The 17852-nt window shown below is 33.8% G+C and carries 17 protein-coding genes; all 17 read right to left on the reverse strand.

The genetic code is table 11. The annotated features are described in order from the left end of the window. Positions 1–21: 21 nt before the first annotated feature. The gene (locus LY01_RS09040) at positions 22–1092 is read right to left on the reverse strand and encodes a glycosyltransferase (RefSeq protein WP_104515513.1); all 1071 of its coding nucleotides are present in this window, start codon (positions 1090–1092) and stop codon (positions 22–24) included. Next, a complete protein-coding gene (locus LY01_RS09045; RefSeq protein WP_104515514.1) occupies positions 1089–2234 on the reverse strand; it encodes a glycosyltransferase family 4 protein in 1146 nt (381 codons plus the stop codon). Before LY01_RS09045 ends, LY01_RS09040 begins: the two co-directional genes overlap by 4 nt. Further along, entirely contained in the window at positions 2231–2779 is a 549-nt protein-coding gene (locus LY01_RS09050; protein ID WP_104515515.1) for a serine O-acetyltransferase, read from the reverse strand. The genes LY01_RS09045 and LY01_RS09050 overlap by 4 nt, the downstream gene beginning before the upstream one ends. Further along, positions 2779–3768: a glycosyltransferase family 2 protein gene (locus LY01_RS09055; RefSeq protein ID WP_104515516.1), complete on the reverse strand. Its 990-nt coding sequence runs from the start codon at positions 3766–3768 to the stop codon at positions 2779–2781. The genes LY01_RS09050 and LY01_RS09055 overlap by 1 nt, the downstream gene beginning before the upstream one ends. A 1-nt stretch (position 3769) precedes the next feature. Then, a complete protein-coding gene (locus LY01_RS09060; RefSeq protein ID WP_104515517.1) occupies positions 3770–4801 on the reverse strand; it encodes an exostosin domain-containing protein in 1032 nt (343 codons plus the stop codon). Then, positions 4798–6291 carry a glycosyltransferase family 2 protein gene (locus LY01_RS09065; RefSeq protein WP_104515518.1) on the reverse strand — a complete coding sequence of 498 codons (1494 nt, stop codon included), beginning with the start codon at positions 6289–6291 and terminating at the stop codon, positions 4798–4800. Before LY01_RS09065 ends, LY01_RS09060 begins: the two co-directional genes overlap by 4 nt. Next, the gene (locus tag LY01_RS09070) at positions 6288–7430 is read right to left on the reverse strand and encodes a glycosyltransferase family 4 protein (RefSeq protein WP_104515519.1); all 1143 of its coding nucleotides are present in this window, start codon (positions 7428–7430) and stop codon (positions 6288–6290) included. The genes LY01_RS09065 and LY01_RS09070 overlap by 4 nt, the downstream gene beginning before the upstream one ends. A 5-nt stretch (positions 7431–7435) precedes the next feature. Continuing rightward, the gene (locus tag LY01_RS09075) at positions 7436–8239 is read right to left on the reverse strand and encodes a hypothetical protein (protein ID WP_146080404.1); all 804 of its coding nucleotides are present in this window, start codon (positions 8237–8239) and stop codon (positions 7436–7438) included. A gap of 62 nt (positions 8240–8301) precedes the next feature. After that, on the reverse strand, positions 8302–9735 hold the full coding sequence (locus LY01_RS09080; protein WP_104515521.1) for an MBOAT family O-acyltransferase: 1434 nt from the start codon (positions 9733–9735) through the stop codon (positions 8302–8304). A gap of 2 nt (positions 9736–9737) precedes the next feature. Continuing rightward, the gene (locus LY01_RS09085; RefSeq protein ID WP_146080405.1) at positions 9738–10703 is read right to left on the reverse strand and encodes a hypothetical protein; all 966 of its coding nucleotides are present in this window, start codon (positions 10701–10703) and stop codon (positions 9738–9740) included. Then, on the reverse strand, positions 10673–12082 hold the full coding sequence (locus tag LY01_RS09090; protein ID WP_104515523.1) for a UDP-glycosyltransferase: 1410 nt from the start codon (positions 12080–12082) through the stop codon (positions 10673–10675). Before LY01_RS09090 ends, LY01_RS09085 begins: the two co-directional genes overlap by 31 nt. Beyond that, positions 12069–13202, reverse strand: coding sequence for a UDP-N-acetylglucosamine 2-epimerase (gene neuC / locus LY01_RS09095; RefSeq protein ID WP_104515524.1), 1134 nt, complete (start codon positions 13200–13202; stop codon positions 12069–12071). Before neuC ends, LY01_RS09090 begins: the two co-directional genes overlap by 14 nt. Further along, positions 13199–14245, reverse strand: a complete 1047-nt coding sequence (locus LY01_RS09100) for an N-acetylneuraminate synthase family protein (RefSeq protein WP_104515525.1) — start codon at positions 14243–14245, stop codon at positions 13199–13201. The genes neuC and LY01_RS09100 overlap by 4 nt, the downstream gene beginning before the upstream one ends. 9 nt (positions 14246–14254) lie before the next feature. Beyond that, the gene (locus LY01_RS09105; protein ID WP_170034581.1) at positions 14255–15187 is read right to left on the reverse strand and encodes a polysaccharide deacetylase family protein; all 933 of its coding nucleotides are present in this window, start codon (positions 15185–15187) and stop codon (positions 14255–14257) included. Then, positions 15184–15996 (reverse strand): formyl transferase, encoded by an 813-nt coding sequence (locus LY01_RS09110; protein WP_104515526.1) that lies wholly within the window; start codon positions 15994–15996, stop codon positions 15184–15186. The genes LY01_RS09105 and LY01_RS09110 overlap by 4 nt, the downstream gene beginning before the upstream one ends. After that, on the reverse strand, positions 15993–16664 hold the full coding sequence (locus LY01_RS09115; RefSeq protein ID WP_104515527.1) for an acylneuraminate cytidylyltransferase family protein: 672 nt from the start codon (positions 16662–16664) through the stop codon (positions 15993–15995). The genes LY01_RS09110 and LY01_RS09115 overlap by 4 nt, the downstream gene beginning before the upstream one ends. Further along, positions 16651–17796, reverse strand: a complete 1146-nt coding sequence (locus LY01_RS09120; protein ID WP_104515528.1) for a glycosyltransferase — start codon at positions 17794–17796, stop codon at positions 16651–16653. The genes LY01_RS09115 and LY01_RS09120 overlap by 14 nt, the downstream gene beginning before the upstream one ends. Positions 17797–17852 lie beyond the last annotated feature (56 nt).

Raw genomic sequence — 17852 nt, forward strand, 5'->3', positions numbered from 1 at the left:
TAGTTTTTTTATGCCCTAAAATCAAGCGCTCTGATAAATGCTTACTAGCTTATTTATATAACGCTTGCTCCCATATTGATCCATCACATGATTGTGAAACTTTGTAGCATAATCTTCTCGCTGTATTTTATTATCAATCAACTTTAAAATAGCTGCTGACAGTAATTGAGCATTTTCTGACTCTACAACTATTCCATAATCAGCAACGACTTCTTTACACGCTCCTACATCGGTCACTACCACTGGTAAATGATGCAGGCCGTATTCTAATAATGCTACTGGTAAACCTTCTGATCGAGAAGAAAGCACCGCTATATCACAAGTGTTTAAAACGGCTCCTACATCTGCTCGAGAACCTAAAAGAAACACGTGATCCTTGAGATCTCTTTGTTCTATCGCTTGCTTTATCCTTAAAGAATAATCATCATTAAAATCTTGACCACATAAATGCAAGCTCCACTCTGGACACTCCTTTTTAAGAACTTCAAAAGCTTTTAATAAATTTAAATGATCTTTTTGTTCTCTTAGGTTGGCCAGACAGACGATTCTCTTATTCTCTCTACCAGCTAGTGGTGTTTGCAATTCTTGATTAAAAGTAGCCGTTGCAAAATTTTCTAAATACGTTACCGACTCACATTTCAACTCTTTTAAAGCCCAAGCTTTTAAAAGCTTATTTACACTTATCACCTGATTAAAATACCCAGATAAAAACCTCAATACTTTTAACGGTCGCGCTTCTAGTTGATTTGCCTTACCATAATGATCGTGCCAGATTAATTTAGGTTTATTTCTCAATAAAAGTAATATCATTACTGCAGTAAATGCAGATGTACTGTGAGCATGAACTAGTTCTATTTGATGTTCTTTAATATATCTTTTCAGCTTACTTAAAGCTACCCATCCTAGTTTCCCCTTTTTTTCTATAAATATATATCCGACTTCTTTACTTATAGCCGTTTTAAGAAGACCTTCTTTCCTTGTAACACACAAATGAGATTCATGTCCAGCTGCTTGCAACTCGTTTGCTATATTAACCGCCATACGCTCTGCACCACCAGCATCAAGACTATCTATGATTTGAAGTACTTTCATGAATGGATCAATTTAACTATTTCACGTTCAAACTTTTCAATGGTATACTCTTGAGACCAGGCCAGAGCATTTTGTGACATAACAGCCATTGCCTCAGGTTTACTTATTAGTTTTTTAATATCAAAAACTACCTGCTCTTTATTATTATAAATCAGCCCTCTAGAGCCTCTCTGTTCTAAACTGTCGTTTTCATAAGTTAGTTTTTCACCTATTCCAAGCATCCACGGTACGCAGCTTACTGGTGTCGCGATAGGTATACATCCATACCACATAGATTCTGCCACGGCTTTGGGCCAGCCTTCACTTTGAGACGCTAGAAAAGAAAAATGAGCCTTTTTATAAGCCGACTTAAGAACCTCGCTATTTTGGTTTCCATAAAAATAACATGGTGTAGAATGAGAATCGGTCCTAGTTTTTAACTCTTCCATCATGGGACCATCACCATAAAAATGAGCTTGTACCGCAATACCTTCTTTATGAAATTGCTCCATAAGTTCTACTAACAATTGCGGATTCTTATTTTGAGAAAGTGTTCCTACAAAAATGAACTGATAGGGTTCATTAAGTTCTTTTGAAAAACTGCCCTTATCGCTTTCTGAATAAGTAGCCGTAAAAAATGATTTTATATTTTTAGTCTGTCCTGTCCATTCTCCATAAACCAGAACGTCTATATTTTTAGTTAACGTGGTGTTGGAGAGTATTTTCTTTTGCCATCTATAAGCTAAGGGTTGCGACGCATGAGGATCAAAATTCCCTGCATATTTAACTGTTTTACGCTTTCGCGGAAGCGTAACCTGTATCATACTAGCCAGCAAAGCAAGATTACCTGGACATCTTAGATGAATATGATCTGCCTTGCGCATGGCATTCCATAACACTATGGCTTGGTATGGAATCGTGATTAACGATATGAATGCCGAAAGCAATGTGTGAAATTCTAGTCTACGTAAACCTATTTGTTTAAAATCTTGTTTTTTGAAAGGTTGTGTCAGCAGCTTGCGATCATACTTTGTAGGACATACGAAAGAAACATCACTGGCATGTTGCATCCATAAATCCATTTCCTTTACATAAGGTGCATACGCTTCTTTCTTAGCAGAATTACTTAAAATAGGTGCGTCAGATATAATGAGTAATCTCATAAAATATAATCAGCTGAATCGTTATCACTTACTTTAATCGCCGGCACACCTACCACAGTGGTTCCCGCAAGAACGTCTTTAACTACAAGACTATTGGCTCCTATCACCGCTTTATCTCCTACTTTTATTTTCCCAACTACCGTTGCATTAGCACCTATATAAACACGATCACCTATTACAGGAACTCCACGATTATCTCCACGACCACTTATACCTATGGTTACCCCTTGAGATATGTTACAATTCTTGCCTATAACAGCATTTGCATTAATTACAATACCAGAATGATGGCCTATATAAAAACCTTCTCCTATGGTTGCACTATATGGAATGGTTATCCCTGTTAAGATTTCTATGGCTTTTAATTTGAGAACTCCTATAGCTAATAGTGGCCATTTTAATATTTTAGGCAGCTTAGATGTATAAATCCAATTGAAAAATCGATACTGTAGTAACGCCCATAATCCTTGCTGAGTCAACAACATGACTAAAGCAGACTTACCACTGTAATCTGTATACCGTTTGATGTCTTTAGAAAACTTCATTACTTAGGTTTATTAAATATCAAACTGATCATTCCTACTGTTCTTCCCAGCGCTTCTGTAAACGCTTCTTTGCGCTCGCTCGTAGTAAAGATATTGAGAAATCTAATACCGGTAAGCAATATGGTGATTTGATACCACTTGAGTTTATTTTTAAAAGAAGGTTGAGGATGTTTTACTCGCCATACGTACCAGCCGTTACGGACCACCATTTTACCGTAGGCATATTTATTAGGTCTTCCTGCTGCGTCGTGATGGTGTTCTAACTTCACACTCGTCGAGAGATAATTTTGCCCGTATTGTAATGCTCTCAGAGAATAATCTGCATCTTCATAGAGACCATATCCTTCAAAATAGGTAGAGAATTTTATAGAATCCACCACCTTTTTTCTAAAAGACATACTCATTCCCACTAATAAATCAACTGGATAGTTATCACCTGTTAATGGATAAGAAAAAGTTCTACCATGTGAGTATGCTGGCATGAGGCTAGGCAACACATTAGACGCAAGACCTAATTTATTACGCAACACATTACGAGAAGATTCTTTAACTACATAATTTTCTAAAGCGTAAAAAGCATTCTTATCGTATTCTTTATTTTCTTTAGGCTGCCATCTATTTTCATTAGTTGCTACACCACCTATTCCTGATGCATCTGGCAAACTTTCATAAGCCTTGATAAGATTAGAGAAATATTTCTTTTCTAAAATGGTGTCATCATCAAGAAACGCAACAATATCCATACCTGACGCCACTTTATTTATTCCAAAATTGCGTTGTCTCGTGAGTCCACGATGTTCGGTTGGTACTTTGTGATAATGTATGATATTATTTCCGCTTTCGCGAAAGCGTGCACTAGTATCATCATTAGTAGAACCATCGATAATCAATACCTCATCTGGTAACTTAGATTGTATCATCACACTATCCATTAACCTTGACAAAGGCTCTGGTCTCATGTAGGTGCAAATGATAAGGGATACTTTCATATTACAATATCGATTTTAAAATAGGATGAATTTCACAAAGATAAGCGTGTCTATTCAGGTATCTCTCATATAAACTACGATTGCTATTTTGTAATTCTATGAACGATTCACGATCATGAGAATTATGAAATCTAGTTATCGCATCTGTAAGATTTTCTTCTGTACTAACACGACATATATGTTTATCCCAATTTATGATTCCTTCTAGCGGTAATTGCACGTCCGTATCTATTAATATAGGTATTCTTCCCAATGCAAGGGATTCAAAAAATCGAACTGAAAAATTACCTGCACCACGCAAGCAAAAAGTATACGGAGAGCTATTTAAATTTCCGAAAAACTCACGAGTAGATTTTTCTCTTTGTTCTACTGTTATTGAACCAGCTCTGTATTTATCCCTGTATATAAAATCTGTTTTTATACCTGTAGATTTTTCTAACCTTTTAAGGTAGCTGAATCTTTTACCAGCTGCATTATATACCTTCTGATAATCACTATGATCTTTTTTGAACCACCTCTTGATGTTACTTTTTAACGTTGACAAATTGATTCTAACCTCTTCTTTAAAACTAGCCGTGGCAAAACCGGTAAATGAAACGTGTGGAACTTTTTCATATTCTATCTGTTTAATAAATACAAAATCCTTTTCTAATGGATCGTTCATAAAAGCAGGTAAAATAAGTGTATACTCATCATTAGAACTCTTAAAACCAGCATTGCGCCATGTAATAATATTGGGGTCATTAAATGTTTTACCATAATCTCCTCCTGTATACACTAACAGCTTTTTATTCTCTTTTTGGGCTAAAGCAATCAATAGCTCATAAGATTTTCTCAAATTAGAAATTCCTTTAGATAAATAGTTCAAAGGGAAAATAATAGCGTCCGCTTTTTCAATTGTATCTACCAGTTCATACTTCTCAAAAACAATTTGAGGTGTATGTTCATAGTAATGTAGATCAAATATCAATGGATGAGCGTGTTTTCTATTTTCTGGAAGTAAAAGAGAATAGTCCGTATATAATTTAATCATAGCTCTTTTGCATAACGTTCACTAAGACTCCATGCCTTTTTAAAATGATTAAAATACTGTATTGGATTCTTAATTCCAGAATTCTTATACCATTTAAAGAAGTGAATCATCTTATAACCTAACAACTGCTTGTGCGTATAATTTTTTTTGCGATGATACATGATTTGAGGAGATGGCTTAGGCTGAATCTCTTCTTCTTGCCATGGAAACACATGAGGTTTTCTAAATCCTCCTACCGGCGCTTTTAAATGCAACATTTGAATTTGCGGTGCATAAATCACATCATTTCCAGCGTTACGTATTTGCATACCGTAATCTACGTCTTCTCCATAGCCATGCTCTAAAGCCATGTCAAATTTACATTTCTCTAAAACTTCTCTATGCATTAAAGAACATCCTGATCCAAAAGCTTCCCACTGTTTAAATGTTAATTGATTTTCTACTTCTCCTTTTTGTAAACAACACAAGTTAAGAACATCACATTTGGTTTCTTTTAAAGATTTAAAAATAGAAGTCATAAGCACAGGCTCAAATCTAACATCGTCATCAAAAAACAAGGTCCAGGTTGCTGAAGTTTTAGTCAATGCGATATTTCTAGCATTACATGCCCCAATTTGATGGATAAATTGATGATCGATTTGAAATGGCCACTCTTCATTTTTTAAATAATCTAAATCTGTGGTAGCTGTTGTATCTGCATTTTGTTCTATAACAACAACTTTTTCAGGTAAAATAGTTTGTACCGAGAGGTCTCTAAGAACATCTTTTAAATAAGATGCTCTTCCCATTGTTGGGATAATAACATTATAATCTGTTTCTACATTTTCGGTATCATTATTTTTTTGAATATCTAAAATATCTATTTTAACATTTTCTTTTTTGTAAAATAATGCTTTCGCGAAAGCGAGAAAAGGAAAACGCTTTTCATAAATCAAATGACATAATAACAAAAACAAGATCCAACCACGTTTTTTAGTTTGCGCTACAAACTTATATATCAATACATTTAACTTCTCTGACGATTGATTTTTAATCAAATGAGAATAACAAAAAAGTCCTTGAGATTGTAGGGTTCTAGTCAATAGGTTTAAATCATACTCAAAATTATCTTGAGGCTTATCAAGATTAATCTCATTTATAATCGAACTGTGAATCATTCCTAGTTCTACACTCATTATCCATGTAGGAAACCATTGATTTTCTTTAAAATTGATAAAAGGAGTATCTTCTACATAATCTATTCCTTTATTCAAAAACCCTGGCGCATTCCCTTTACTTAAAGCAGTATAATTAGTTGGTTTACGATCATAAAAACTGTCCCATTGATCTAACTTTCTTTCTTTATTTGTCCATCCTATCCATTCATTAGGAAACTTAAAAGATAAATATTTTAAATGCTCTAAAGAAGAACCTTGAGGCAACGGAATGTCTTTACCATTAAGTAAAGCTTTATTTTGATTTGTATTTTCTTGATGTATAAGTACAATCATAAATTCAAAACTAACTTATAATAATCGATATTTTCAAGCGCGTTCTTTTTAATATCAAACTTATTTTGAATTGTTTGAGTGGCGTTTTCTCCTAATTCCTTTACTAGTTCTCTATTATTAAATAATCTAGAAATCGTAGTTACATAACTGTCTATATCATCTGGATGATACATAAATCCATCCACACCATGATCAATCAAATCTTGTGCCCATCCTATATCAGTATTTACAACTGCCTTCTTTAATGCCATAGATTCTATGGTTACCATTCCTAGCGTTTCAGCAAGCGATGGAAATACACAAACATGAGCCTTCTTGATCTGACCTTGTACTTCATTATAAGGTATTTTGCCTAAATAAGAAATGCGCGCAGCCGCATTGGTCGTCATTTTTTCTTTCATCAATTCCCATGTAGACGTTGATCCGGTTTGTACGTCGCCACTGTCTGCACCTATAAAAACCAATGTACTCTTAGGTTCTATTTCTACCAATTTATTGAAGGTTTCTATAAGTTGGAAAACGCCCTTTTTCCTGATCAAGGTTCCTATATTAAGAAGGCGATACTTTTCATATGTATCTGGATGTGTATTATTAAATTTCTCTAATTCCAGACCATAATGAATAATTTTTAATTTATCCTTAGGCAAGTTAAAGAGCTCCATACTTTTTTCACCTGCAAAATTTGTAGGGGCTATAAATGCGTTTGCTCTACTCACTGCTTTTTTTTCAAAAAATTTATTTTTGAATTTTTGAGCTCGTTTTTCTATGTGACAGAAATAAGTATCACTACCATGAAATCTAATAATTAAAGGCAGTTGCAAATTCATAAAAGCAGTGATTCCTGTCCAGTCTGGTGCTTCTAGTAATTCTATGCTACCTTTATTCATATTGATATATTTTTCAATATGTTTTCGATAAAAATAAAAACCACCTAGTTGATACTTCTTTTGCGCTATTAAATGAAAGGTGATTTTATGATCTACAAACACAGCATCTACCGCCTGACCATAAACAAATACAGTTACTTCATGACCTAATTCTACTAGTGCTTCTACTAGGTTTTTAATACTTGTACCCATGCCACCACCATTGCTGATTTTTTCATGAGGATATTCTGGTGTTAGGTAGGCAATATGCATTAAGTCTATAAATTAAAATCTTTAATAATTTGCTTGGTAAAAACTTGTGCTCCTTTATCATTCATATGCGTACAATTAGCAAAATAATGTGATTCCTTGTAAAAAGAACTATAATTGATATACCCTGGATAAAAAGAAGTCAGTTTATTAAAAACAACTGTGTTATCCATATCAGGACAATAAGGTGAAGTAAAGAAATGGATTTTAGCTTTATCATTTACCGCCTCCTCTTTTATCAGTTCGGTAAATCTATTTTTTAAAGCAAAATCTTCTAACATACCAAAGTTGCTATTACCTGTATGGTATTGAGGTACATATCCCAATTCTACATATTCACTTGTATTTTTATATAGTTGTGCAAAGCATGCTCGTACACCATAAAGGTAGTCATACTTTGCATACTTGTAGAAAGGCAAATGATCTTCAGCTGGCGACAAATTTAATGCTACATGATCAATTTGTATCTCATAACTATTTACAAAAGGAACTAATGAAGCTCTAAAGCTTTCTGTCATTGCCTCATTTTTCAAACTTGGATCTAATTGAATAAATAAATTATCATAAGTGAGTCCACTTCTTTTGAGTAATTTAAGTAATACATAAGCATCTTGATAAGAACTACCACTCATCGCATAATTCTTACATATCTTACCGCTGGCTGCTTCTATAATAGAACAATCTATATAATTCTCTACTCGAGAATTCCCTAAAAAAAGATAATCTATATGTTCTTGTTCTTGCTTAATTGCTAGCTGTAATTTACCTCTAGGTGAAGTGTTTAAAAAAACATTATCGTACAAGTTATTCAAAATAACTACCCCTATGGATAGCATTAGAATCAAAATGCTTATATGCTTAAAAAAACCTTTCATTAAAACTGAAAATAAATAAAATCTTGATGATTTGAATAAACACCTAAAGTAAGTAACATTAAGATGACACTTGCTATTTTAATCCATTTCCATTTCCCAGTAAAAGGATGTTCTTCTTCTCTATGAAACCATTCATACATTACAAAAATGAATAGTATCAATAACATCTCAATATTATAACGTTCAATGTTTAGATACTCTATTTTAAAACTAGCTTCCGTAAAAACATTCTTAAGGTAATCAAATGCTGCTGCAATGTTCGGTGCTCTAAAGAATACCCAAGCTATACAAGCCAGTAGGAAAGTGAATAACATTTGTCCCATCTCTTTAAAGCTAGGTAATAATTTTCCTTTTGCTACTTGATCAAGATTATTTCTATTTCTATTTAAGAGCAATATTGGAACAAAGAACAGTGCATGAAGAAAACCCCAAAAAACAAAAGTCCAGTTAGCACCATGCCATAAACCACTCACCATAAATATGATAAACACATTACGCAACTGCATCCATTTAGAACCTCTAGAACCACCTAGTGGTATGTATAGATAATCTCTAAACCATGTCGATAATGAAATGTGCCAGCGTCGCCAAAACTCTGCCATGTCTCTGGAAAAATATGGATAATTAAAATTACGCATTAAATCAAAACCAAGTAAACGTGCTGTACCGATTGCGATATTTGAATACCCTGCAAAGTCACAATAAATTTGAAAAGCAAAATAGACAGCGCCTAGAATAAGACTCAAGCTGTTCATACTTTCGTAATTATTAAAAATACTATTTACATAAGGTGCGCAACTATCTGCTATTACCACTTTTTGAAATAAACCCCATAGAATAAGATTAACTCCAGAAATAGCTTGTTCTTCATTAAAGACGCGTTTCTTTGAGAATTGCGGTAATAAATTAGTCGCTCTCTCAATAGGACCAGCGACCAATTGAGGAAAAAAGGCTACATAAGCAGCAAAATTGATCAAGTTTTTAGAAGGCTCTAATTTCTCACGATAAACATCTATAGTATAACTTAATGTTTGAAAAGTGTAAAAAGAAATACCTACTGGTAATATAATATTTAAGGTACTCGCGTGCATCTCATAACCTAGAGAATTAAAAGCCTCTATCCATGAATCTACAAAGAAATTGAAGTACTTAAAGAAGCCTAATAAACCTAGATTAATGGCTAGTGATATAAAAAGGAATAACTTCTTTCTCGACTTTATTTGTGATTTACTAATAGCGATTCCCAAGGAATAATCTATAACAGTACTAAAGGCTATCAGACCCAAAAAACGATAATCCCACCAACCATAAAAAAAGTAACTCGCTACAAGAATAAAAGCATTTTGCAATTTCAAATTGCGGTTTACCACAAACCAATACAGGATAAAGCACAATGGTAAGAAGATTAAGAATTCTATAGAATTGAAAAACATATTTAATCTTGCTTAATTAACGAAACCAATTTTCTAGAGAACCATTCAGAACCAGAAGCGTTTAAATGAAATGAATCATAAAAATATTTTGAGTCATCACCTATAATATCATCTCTTAAATCGATAAAATGCATATTACTATTGATCAAGGTCTTTTTTTCAATAATCGCAACACAATCATTGATAACATCTCTTTTAAGATCTCGCCGCACATTTAATTCTGGTGCCCAAACAAAATAAATTATAGTATTCTCAAAGCACTTTTGATTATAAAAATCAAATGTATGATGGATTCCTTCCAACTTATTTTCTAAGTTTAAAGACTCTAGCCTCAATAAATTACTTTTATCCAATTCAAAACTTTTTTCTATACCTTTATATCCCTTGATTTTAGAAGAGTATTGAGGGTCAAGTCCAATTAGGTTAGAAAGACTCAATTTAATAAGTCTAGTATCGACTGAAAATTTAGAAACCCCTTTATATTTAAATTTTTGTAACGTTCCAGGGATCTCGTCATATACATTTTGAATATGTGAAGAATTTATAGTGGTTATTAATTGTTTTTCAAATGGGATCACATTAATCTTCGAAAAATGAGCAATATCAATATTCTGAATAATAATTTGAGGCATTTTATTTTCCTTCAAATAAGAATTTAATTTTGCATATTGTAAATTATGAGGTCCTGCATCAAAACTTAGATTAAAACATGAAAAACCTAATGTATCTTCAATAATAGCTGAATTATAACCAACCACACCTCTAGAACTACCCATAACTATTATGTCAGCATTAACATTTCCGTTTACTATTTTATTCCACTCATTATAAACACTTCCTTCCAGACTATTTAATCCATGATCCAAAATAGGTTCTAGACCATAATTTAAAACGACAAGAATTATTAAAACTTTTGATATGTATGAGAAAAACAACTTCATTTCACCATCTCCTTTATCCCATCCCAAATACGCTCACTCGCTTTTTCTGGAGACTCTGGATGGTTCACGACCTCAAACCAATCATTAGATTCTACTACAGATGATATTTTTTGATCCAACAGATCTTTAATACACTCATAGATCTCACTTTTACTCTTTGCCCAAATTACTGCTTTCTCAACATCTGGCATAGATCTAAAATGGACATATTCATACACATGTTTTATATTACTTAAACTAGGTGTTAATTGTGGTTGTTCATAATTAGGATAAATGCATGATTTACCATGTATGGCAAAATCAAACACCATAGAAGACCCTATGTTCACAACAAACTCACTATGGAAACAAGTATTTACCAGTCGTTCAAAATCTTCTTTTGTAGGCATGATTTGATTCCACTCTTTACCTACCGGTTTCCATAAAGGCTCAATACTAGTAATTACATCTTTATATTTCTCTAATACGGCATCATACCTTCCTGTAAAATCAACAGGCACTTTACGATAAATAATTCCTAAGTTATACCCTTCAGAATTCAATTTCTCCACCGCTTGTGCGCAGTCTTCAAGATAATATTGATCTAATGGCGACGTTGTATAATCATCTCCAGAAAAACAGAAATATCTTTTTTGAAGATCTAAAGAATGATCTTTAAAAAAGGCCTCCTTAGTTTTTATTATACCCTCATTATAATGAGGTTCAAATTGTGGTGTTCCTGTTATATGTATGGCAGCATTCTTAGTTTCTGGATAATACTCCAGCAATTCCTTCTTCATTAATTCTGACCAGACAAAATAAGCATCGGTAGTAATGGTCGACATTCCTTTGGGTAGATTATCCCAACTATATACCCACGTAGCCGTTTTAATACCTAAATCTTTTGCTGCAAGTATAGGCGCTATTCCCATAGTTGCCCGTTGTGTCGTAGAAAAAACCATTACCGGCTCATGTTCTTCTAGCTGACTCTTTAATTCCTTATAACGATCAGTAGAACGTTCTTTGTCATCGATTTTAATCAATAACTTTTCTAGCCCACTTTTTGAAGATCTAAAATTTTGATAATAAAAAACTATTAGATTTTTAAGCCCTTCTTTAATTCCTTTCCAGCGTAATGGAAATTTGTATGTATCGTAGACTTTATCATTAGTTCGCTTTCGCGAAAGCGATAACTCTACACGTTTTCTTGCACGAGATAAAACACCTGTTAAAGGATGAAGCCCTGCATTAGAAATTACAACTTCTTTAAACCCTAACTCTTCCTGAAGTGGAAATATAGTGTTGTTCCAAAAAACGACCTCAAAACCCATTTGCTCGCCAATTTCTTTAAAATCAGTAAAAGCAAAATTCCTTAAACCCACCCCATCTGGTAGAAGTACAAATATCTTAGGCTTATGGTCTGACATCTAGAAACTGTTTTTGATGGTTTAAATTCCATAAATCATCACTTTCTAGCGATTCCTTAAAAAGTGTTGCACTATTCCCTGAGCCAAATGTATTTTCGATTTCAAAACGCTCTTCTGGCAGATTTAAAATCGCCTCTAAAATTTCTTTTTTATCGGCATTTACATTAATCACTGCACTAGAAGTAACTCTATTTAACTGTCTTGATCCAATGTTTATGGATGGTATTCCATAATACGGTGCTTCTCGCACACCTGCACTGCTATTACCTATCATAAAAGAGGCATATTTAAGCGCTACTAGAAAATATTCAAATCTTAAAGAAGGTAGTATTCTAAATTGTTTATGAGACGCTATACTTTTCCAAGCATCTAGTATAATACTAGAACCGTGATCGTTATTAGGGTAAATGATTAAATAATTCTTACCAGATTCTATCATAGCATCTCTTAATGCATAGATTTGATCTTTTAATAAATCAACCTCGGTAGTTACTGGATGAAACATGCATATCGCATATTCTTTAAAATCGATGTCATAATAATTCTTCACTTCTTCTAGATCTGGAAGTTGATCTGAGAACATGATATCGACATCTGGAGAACCTATTACAGAAATTGCTTGTGGTAATTCTCCCATTTGCATCAGTCTGTTTTTTGCTTCTATGTTAGACACATAATGTACATGACAAAGCTTTGAAACCGCATGACGTATCAATTCGTCTATAGTACCGCTTAATTCTCCACCTTCTATATGAGCTACTAAAATATTATTCAAAGCTCCTACAGTTGCTGCTGCCAGCGCCTCTACTCTATCTCCATGAACGACTATTAAATCTGGCTCTACCTCTTTTACATAAGCACTAAAACCTTCTATAGTTTTAGCCAGTGTAAGATCCATCGTATTCTCACTTGTAAAGTTCTCAAATCGATAAAGATGAGGGAAATTACATCGTTCTATCTCTACAATCGTATCGCCATAAATAGGAATTAGATGCATACCAGTTGCAAATACATAGGGATCAAAACCATCGTGCTCCACAAGCATTTGAATCAAGGATTTTATTTTGCCAAAATCTGCTCGAGTACCTGTAAGAAATGCTATTTTTTTTATTCCAATCATGAAAGCTCTACATCACTTTTAAGCAACTGACTATCTATCTCTATATCTCTAAGAGCAACCTGACCTAAAACCTGATCATAATCTACTGCTAGTATTTCTCCTGTACCTGGTCTTTTCACCCAAATATTATCTTTAGAAAAAGCCTCTCCTTTTTTAATAGGTTGAATAGCACATACGGTTGCAAAGGCAAAATCTATGGTCACTTGCTCTTCGGCAGTTGGTTCTTTTGTCCCACCACGCATTTGTTGTAGTAACGCACTTCCTTCTATTAATTCTTTGGTTTCTTTCTCGTCCATAGAACACACTATATCTGGACCTGTGCGCTGCATGTGGTCTGTAAAGTGTCTTTCTAAAATAGATGCTCCTAATGCTACAGCACCAAAACACGCTAGATTAGAAACTGTATGATCTGACAGTCCAAAAACCAAATCTGGAAAAGCCTCATGCATCTCTACCATTGCTCCATAACGTACGAGATGTGCTGGTGTTGGATATAAATTGGTTGTATGTAAAATCGCTAGTGGTACGTTGTGTTTTTTAAATATAGCAACCGCTTTAGAAACACTCTCTATGGTATTCATTCCTGTACTGAGAATCACAGGTTTTTGAAATCTAGCGATATGTTCTAGTAAAGGATAATTATTACACTCACCACTACCTATTTTATAGCCTTCTACATCCATAGATTGCAATCTATTTGCAGCTGCTCTAGAAAAAGGGGTTGATATAAAGATCATTCCTTTTTCTTCTACATAGGCTTTTAATGCTCTTTCATCTTCTTCATTAAGAGCACAACGCTCCATTATTTCATAGATAGAAACGTCTGCATTACCTGGTATCACTTTCTTTGCAGCACCAGTCATCTCGTCTTCTACGATATGCGTTTGGTGTTTAAGAACCTCTACACCAGCTCTCGCTGCTGCGTCTACCATTTCTTTTGCAGCTGTTAGACTACCTTCATGGTTAATACCTAATTCTGCGATTATTAATGGCGGATAATCTGGACCTATTTTACGTCCTGCTATTTCTATAAATGGATTCATAGTTAATTGTTAATTGCGGCATTTGCCATATGGAAACTCATTACAATCATATCGAGGTAACGCTTGTTTCCTATTGTGCAAATCATTTGATGTAATATCCCTAGATTCTACATTAAATGAAAACTGCACCTGATGCTTTTCTAGCAAGGTTTCTGTTTCTTTTGTAAAGGTATGAAATCCTCCATAAGGGTAACAAAATGTCTTTATATCTAATGGAACAATATGAGTCATTAAATGTTCAAAGGAATCTACTATTTCTTCTTCTTGTCTAGCAAGACTTAACTTACTCATGATTAGATGATTTACCGTGTGGCTACCTATGACCATCCCTTTTTCTTGCATCTCGATCATTTCTGTAGGTGATATATAAGTTTCAGAAAATAAGTGATCTTGGTTTTCAAAAAAATGATCCATTAACACATCTAGAATAGACTCTCTATAGTCATAATCTATGTAATAATTTAATGTGCGTTTTACCAGTGCTGCATGAGCATCATTAACCTGTAATTGATAGGTATCTTCTTTAAAGGCGGTTATTTCTTCGTCCTTTAAATGCTTGTTTTCTAGAATTTCATTTAATTTGAGATACACTTCTTCACCACTGTACTTACCCAATAATAAGTGTATGCGATGTACATCTAGTATTTTCTGCTGTTGATGTACTCCTGTGTTGATATAAAACAATCCCCATAGTTTTCTTCTTAAAAGAACAGGCATTACATACTTATAATGGTCTTTAAAGCCATCGTCAAAGGTTAGAACGACACCTCGGACAGGTTGCCCAGTTTCTAAACTTTTCAAAAAATCATTTTTATCTACAAACCCATAAGTTTCTTCAAAAAAATCTAATTGTTTTTCAAAATCCTCTACATGTAGATTTTTAAAAAACGGCAGGTTTGTAGAGTCAGGTCTTACATAATGATACATAACTGCTTTCATCATAAGGCACTATTTTTTATAATAGGTACAAGAAGATCTTTTTGTTTTTTATCTCTTAAGTAGTTGGTAATTCCGCTTTCGCGAAAGCGAGAATACAACATCTCTACACTACTCTCGTCAAACATTGCGTTTTTATAAATCTTATCTTTATTTGAATCTTTAATTTGAGGCATAGAAATTAATCGATCATATTGATTAATTAGGGATGCACAAGTCTTAAAAGATTTAATAAGCAATCGATTACATATCACATGAAAAGTATCTAGCGGATACATATCTGGACGTATTTGATGTATCACTTTTCCAGTATCTATTCCTCTATCTATATTCATAAAAGTGACACCGCAATATTCTGGTTCATCATTTACAAATGGCCAGAAGTTAGTCCCACTACCTCGATAATAGGGCGATAATCCTAAATGTATATTTATAAAACGATCTGGAAATGCCTCTATCAAAGGCGCTTTGATTATAGAGCAACCGTATGAAATTATTAAATCTGGAGACAACTCAATAATTTCTTGAACGATCTCTGGATCATTAATAGCTCCTTTTTCAATATGTTTAGATTGTGATAGATCTTGACTATACGCAACAAATATTGAAAAGAAATCGATCTCTGTTTGTTCTCTAGCCTGTAAATGTTGAAATCTAAGATGAGACTGCTTTGTATCTTTAATTTTAGAAACTAGATTTCTTTCGATACTCTCGCAGTAAGTCCTGACTACCTCTATTCCAGGCTGCAACGAGATGTACATCTTGAAAAAATCATGACGCAATTCTCCAGAAGTTAAAAGTACAACTCTTTTCATGAGGCATGCATTTCTAGCATTAACTCAGCAAATTTAAAATCGGTGATATCATCTATATCTACTCTAGAAAATGGATGATCTACGACCATAGCAAAATTATGTTCTGCAAGAATGTTTCCTTCTAAAATCTCACTCACCTTTGTGATATAAAGCAGCCCATTTTCTCGATACAATTGTGGCAAATCCTGACTTCTTTGTCCCATAATATAGTTTTCTGGCACAAATTTATCGCCTACTATTTTACCGAATTTTTCTTTTAGAAAATCCACCGTCATTAAACTATCTACTTTAGAACTCTCAAAAGATTCTAAAGATTCTTTCAGTAAATTCTTTGGTCGCAACGGATTTGTAGGTTGTAACAAGATGACATTTTCATAAGAACCTGATAGGGATTCCAGAGTATGTTGCATCGCACTTATAACGGGCTCATGATCACCAGATAGTTCTGTTGGCCTTTTGATCACTTCTACGCCACAATCCATAGCCACTTGCGCTATGTCATTACTGTCTGTGGTAACGACGATTTTATCAATTAGACTACCAGCTAATAAAGCATATTGTATACTATGCTGGATTAATGGTATACCATCTAATTCTTTTAAGTTTTTTCCAGGCAGCCTTTTTGAGCCACCGCGTGCTGGTATAATGACTAGGTTAGTTAGTTGCATAGTTGGGTTCTGTAGATTGATACATTAGTAGTACTTTCTTTGTAACAATTGTGCGAGATAAATGCTCTTGCGCATAGAGCTGATTGTATTCAAAAGCTTTTTGAATCATATCTAAGTTTTGTATAGTAAAAGTAATGTTTTGCTTAATTTCTTCCATATCCTCACAATCTTCAATAAGCAAGCCATTAGACTGATGCGTCAAAACCTCGGCAGTGGCGTTTCCTGGATTGCTTTGGATAGGAAAAGCACCGCTGCAAATAGCCTCTAACATAGTATTAGGCATACCGTCAGAATTGCTGTTACCTATATAAATTAGAGATGAAGACATCAGCTTGAGTATTTGATCATGACTCAAAATACCATTTACGGTTATGTCTAGTTCCTTCTGGTTTTGAAATGCTCTGACCTCAGGATTTGTAGCACCGAAAACGATAATTTTATAATCAATGAGTAATTTACTTATAGAAACTATTGCTTCTAAAACTGGCAATGCTCTACCAGATCTATTTTGATTTCCTTTTATGAGAATAACCTTCCTTTCTGCAACAGGTTTTATATATTTTTGAATAGCTGTTAGTTTAAAACCACCACCACCAGGAAAGGCACCTAAGAAATCTCCTTTAAAACCATGTTTAATTGCAATCTTATGATCTCTTAAACAGTCTGTTATTAGGTAATCGACTCGTGGTAATACTTTTTGAATATCATTTAAATACTCTGGTATATTTTGATAATAATACAAATCGCTACCCCATGAAGAATACATCCATTTTACATTCTCATGTTTTTTCATCACCTTAAAAATAGGTGTACATGAAATATATAAAGCAAAACTATGAACGACATCTGGTTGTATTTCTAAAAGCGCTTTTTCAAATGCTGTTTCTACAGATATGTCTAATTTTGATGATAGAAACGAGAAGAATTTAGGGAACCGTTTTTTAACAAAGGTTCTTCCTCTCTTTTTTAAAAACCCTTTTTTCCATCCAGTGACTTGAGTCATCCAACTCAAAGCAGGAGAATATCCTTGATCTAATATATCAAACCAGTATACCTCATGACCACTTTCCCTCAACTGGTCAGACCAGCGAGTAAAGTGTAAATTATTCATGGAAACTAGGAGGATTTTCATATGGTAAATTTAAACATCTCTAGTACCATTCTAAGCAGATATTAAATTAAAAATTA

It is taken from the genome of Nonlabens xylanidelens, assembly GCF_002934445.1.
Taxonomy (GTDB): Bacteria; Bacteroidota; Bacteroidia; order Flavobacteriales; family Flavobacteriaceae; genus Nonlabens; species Nonlabens xylanidelens.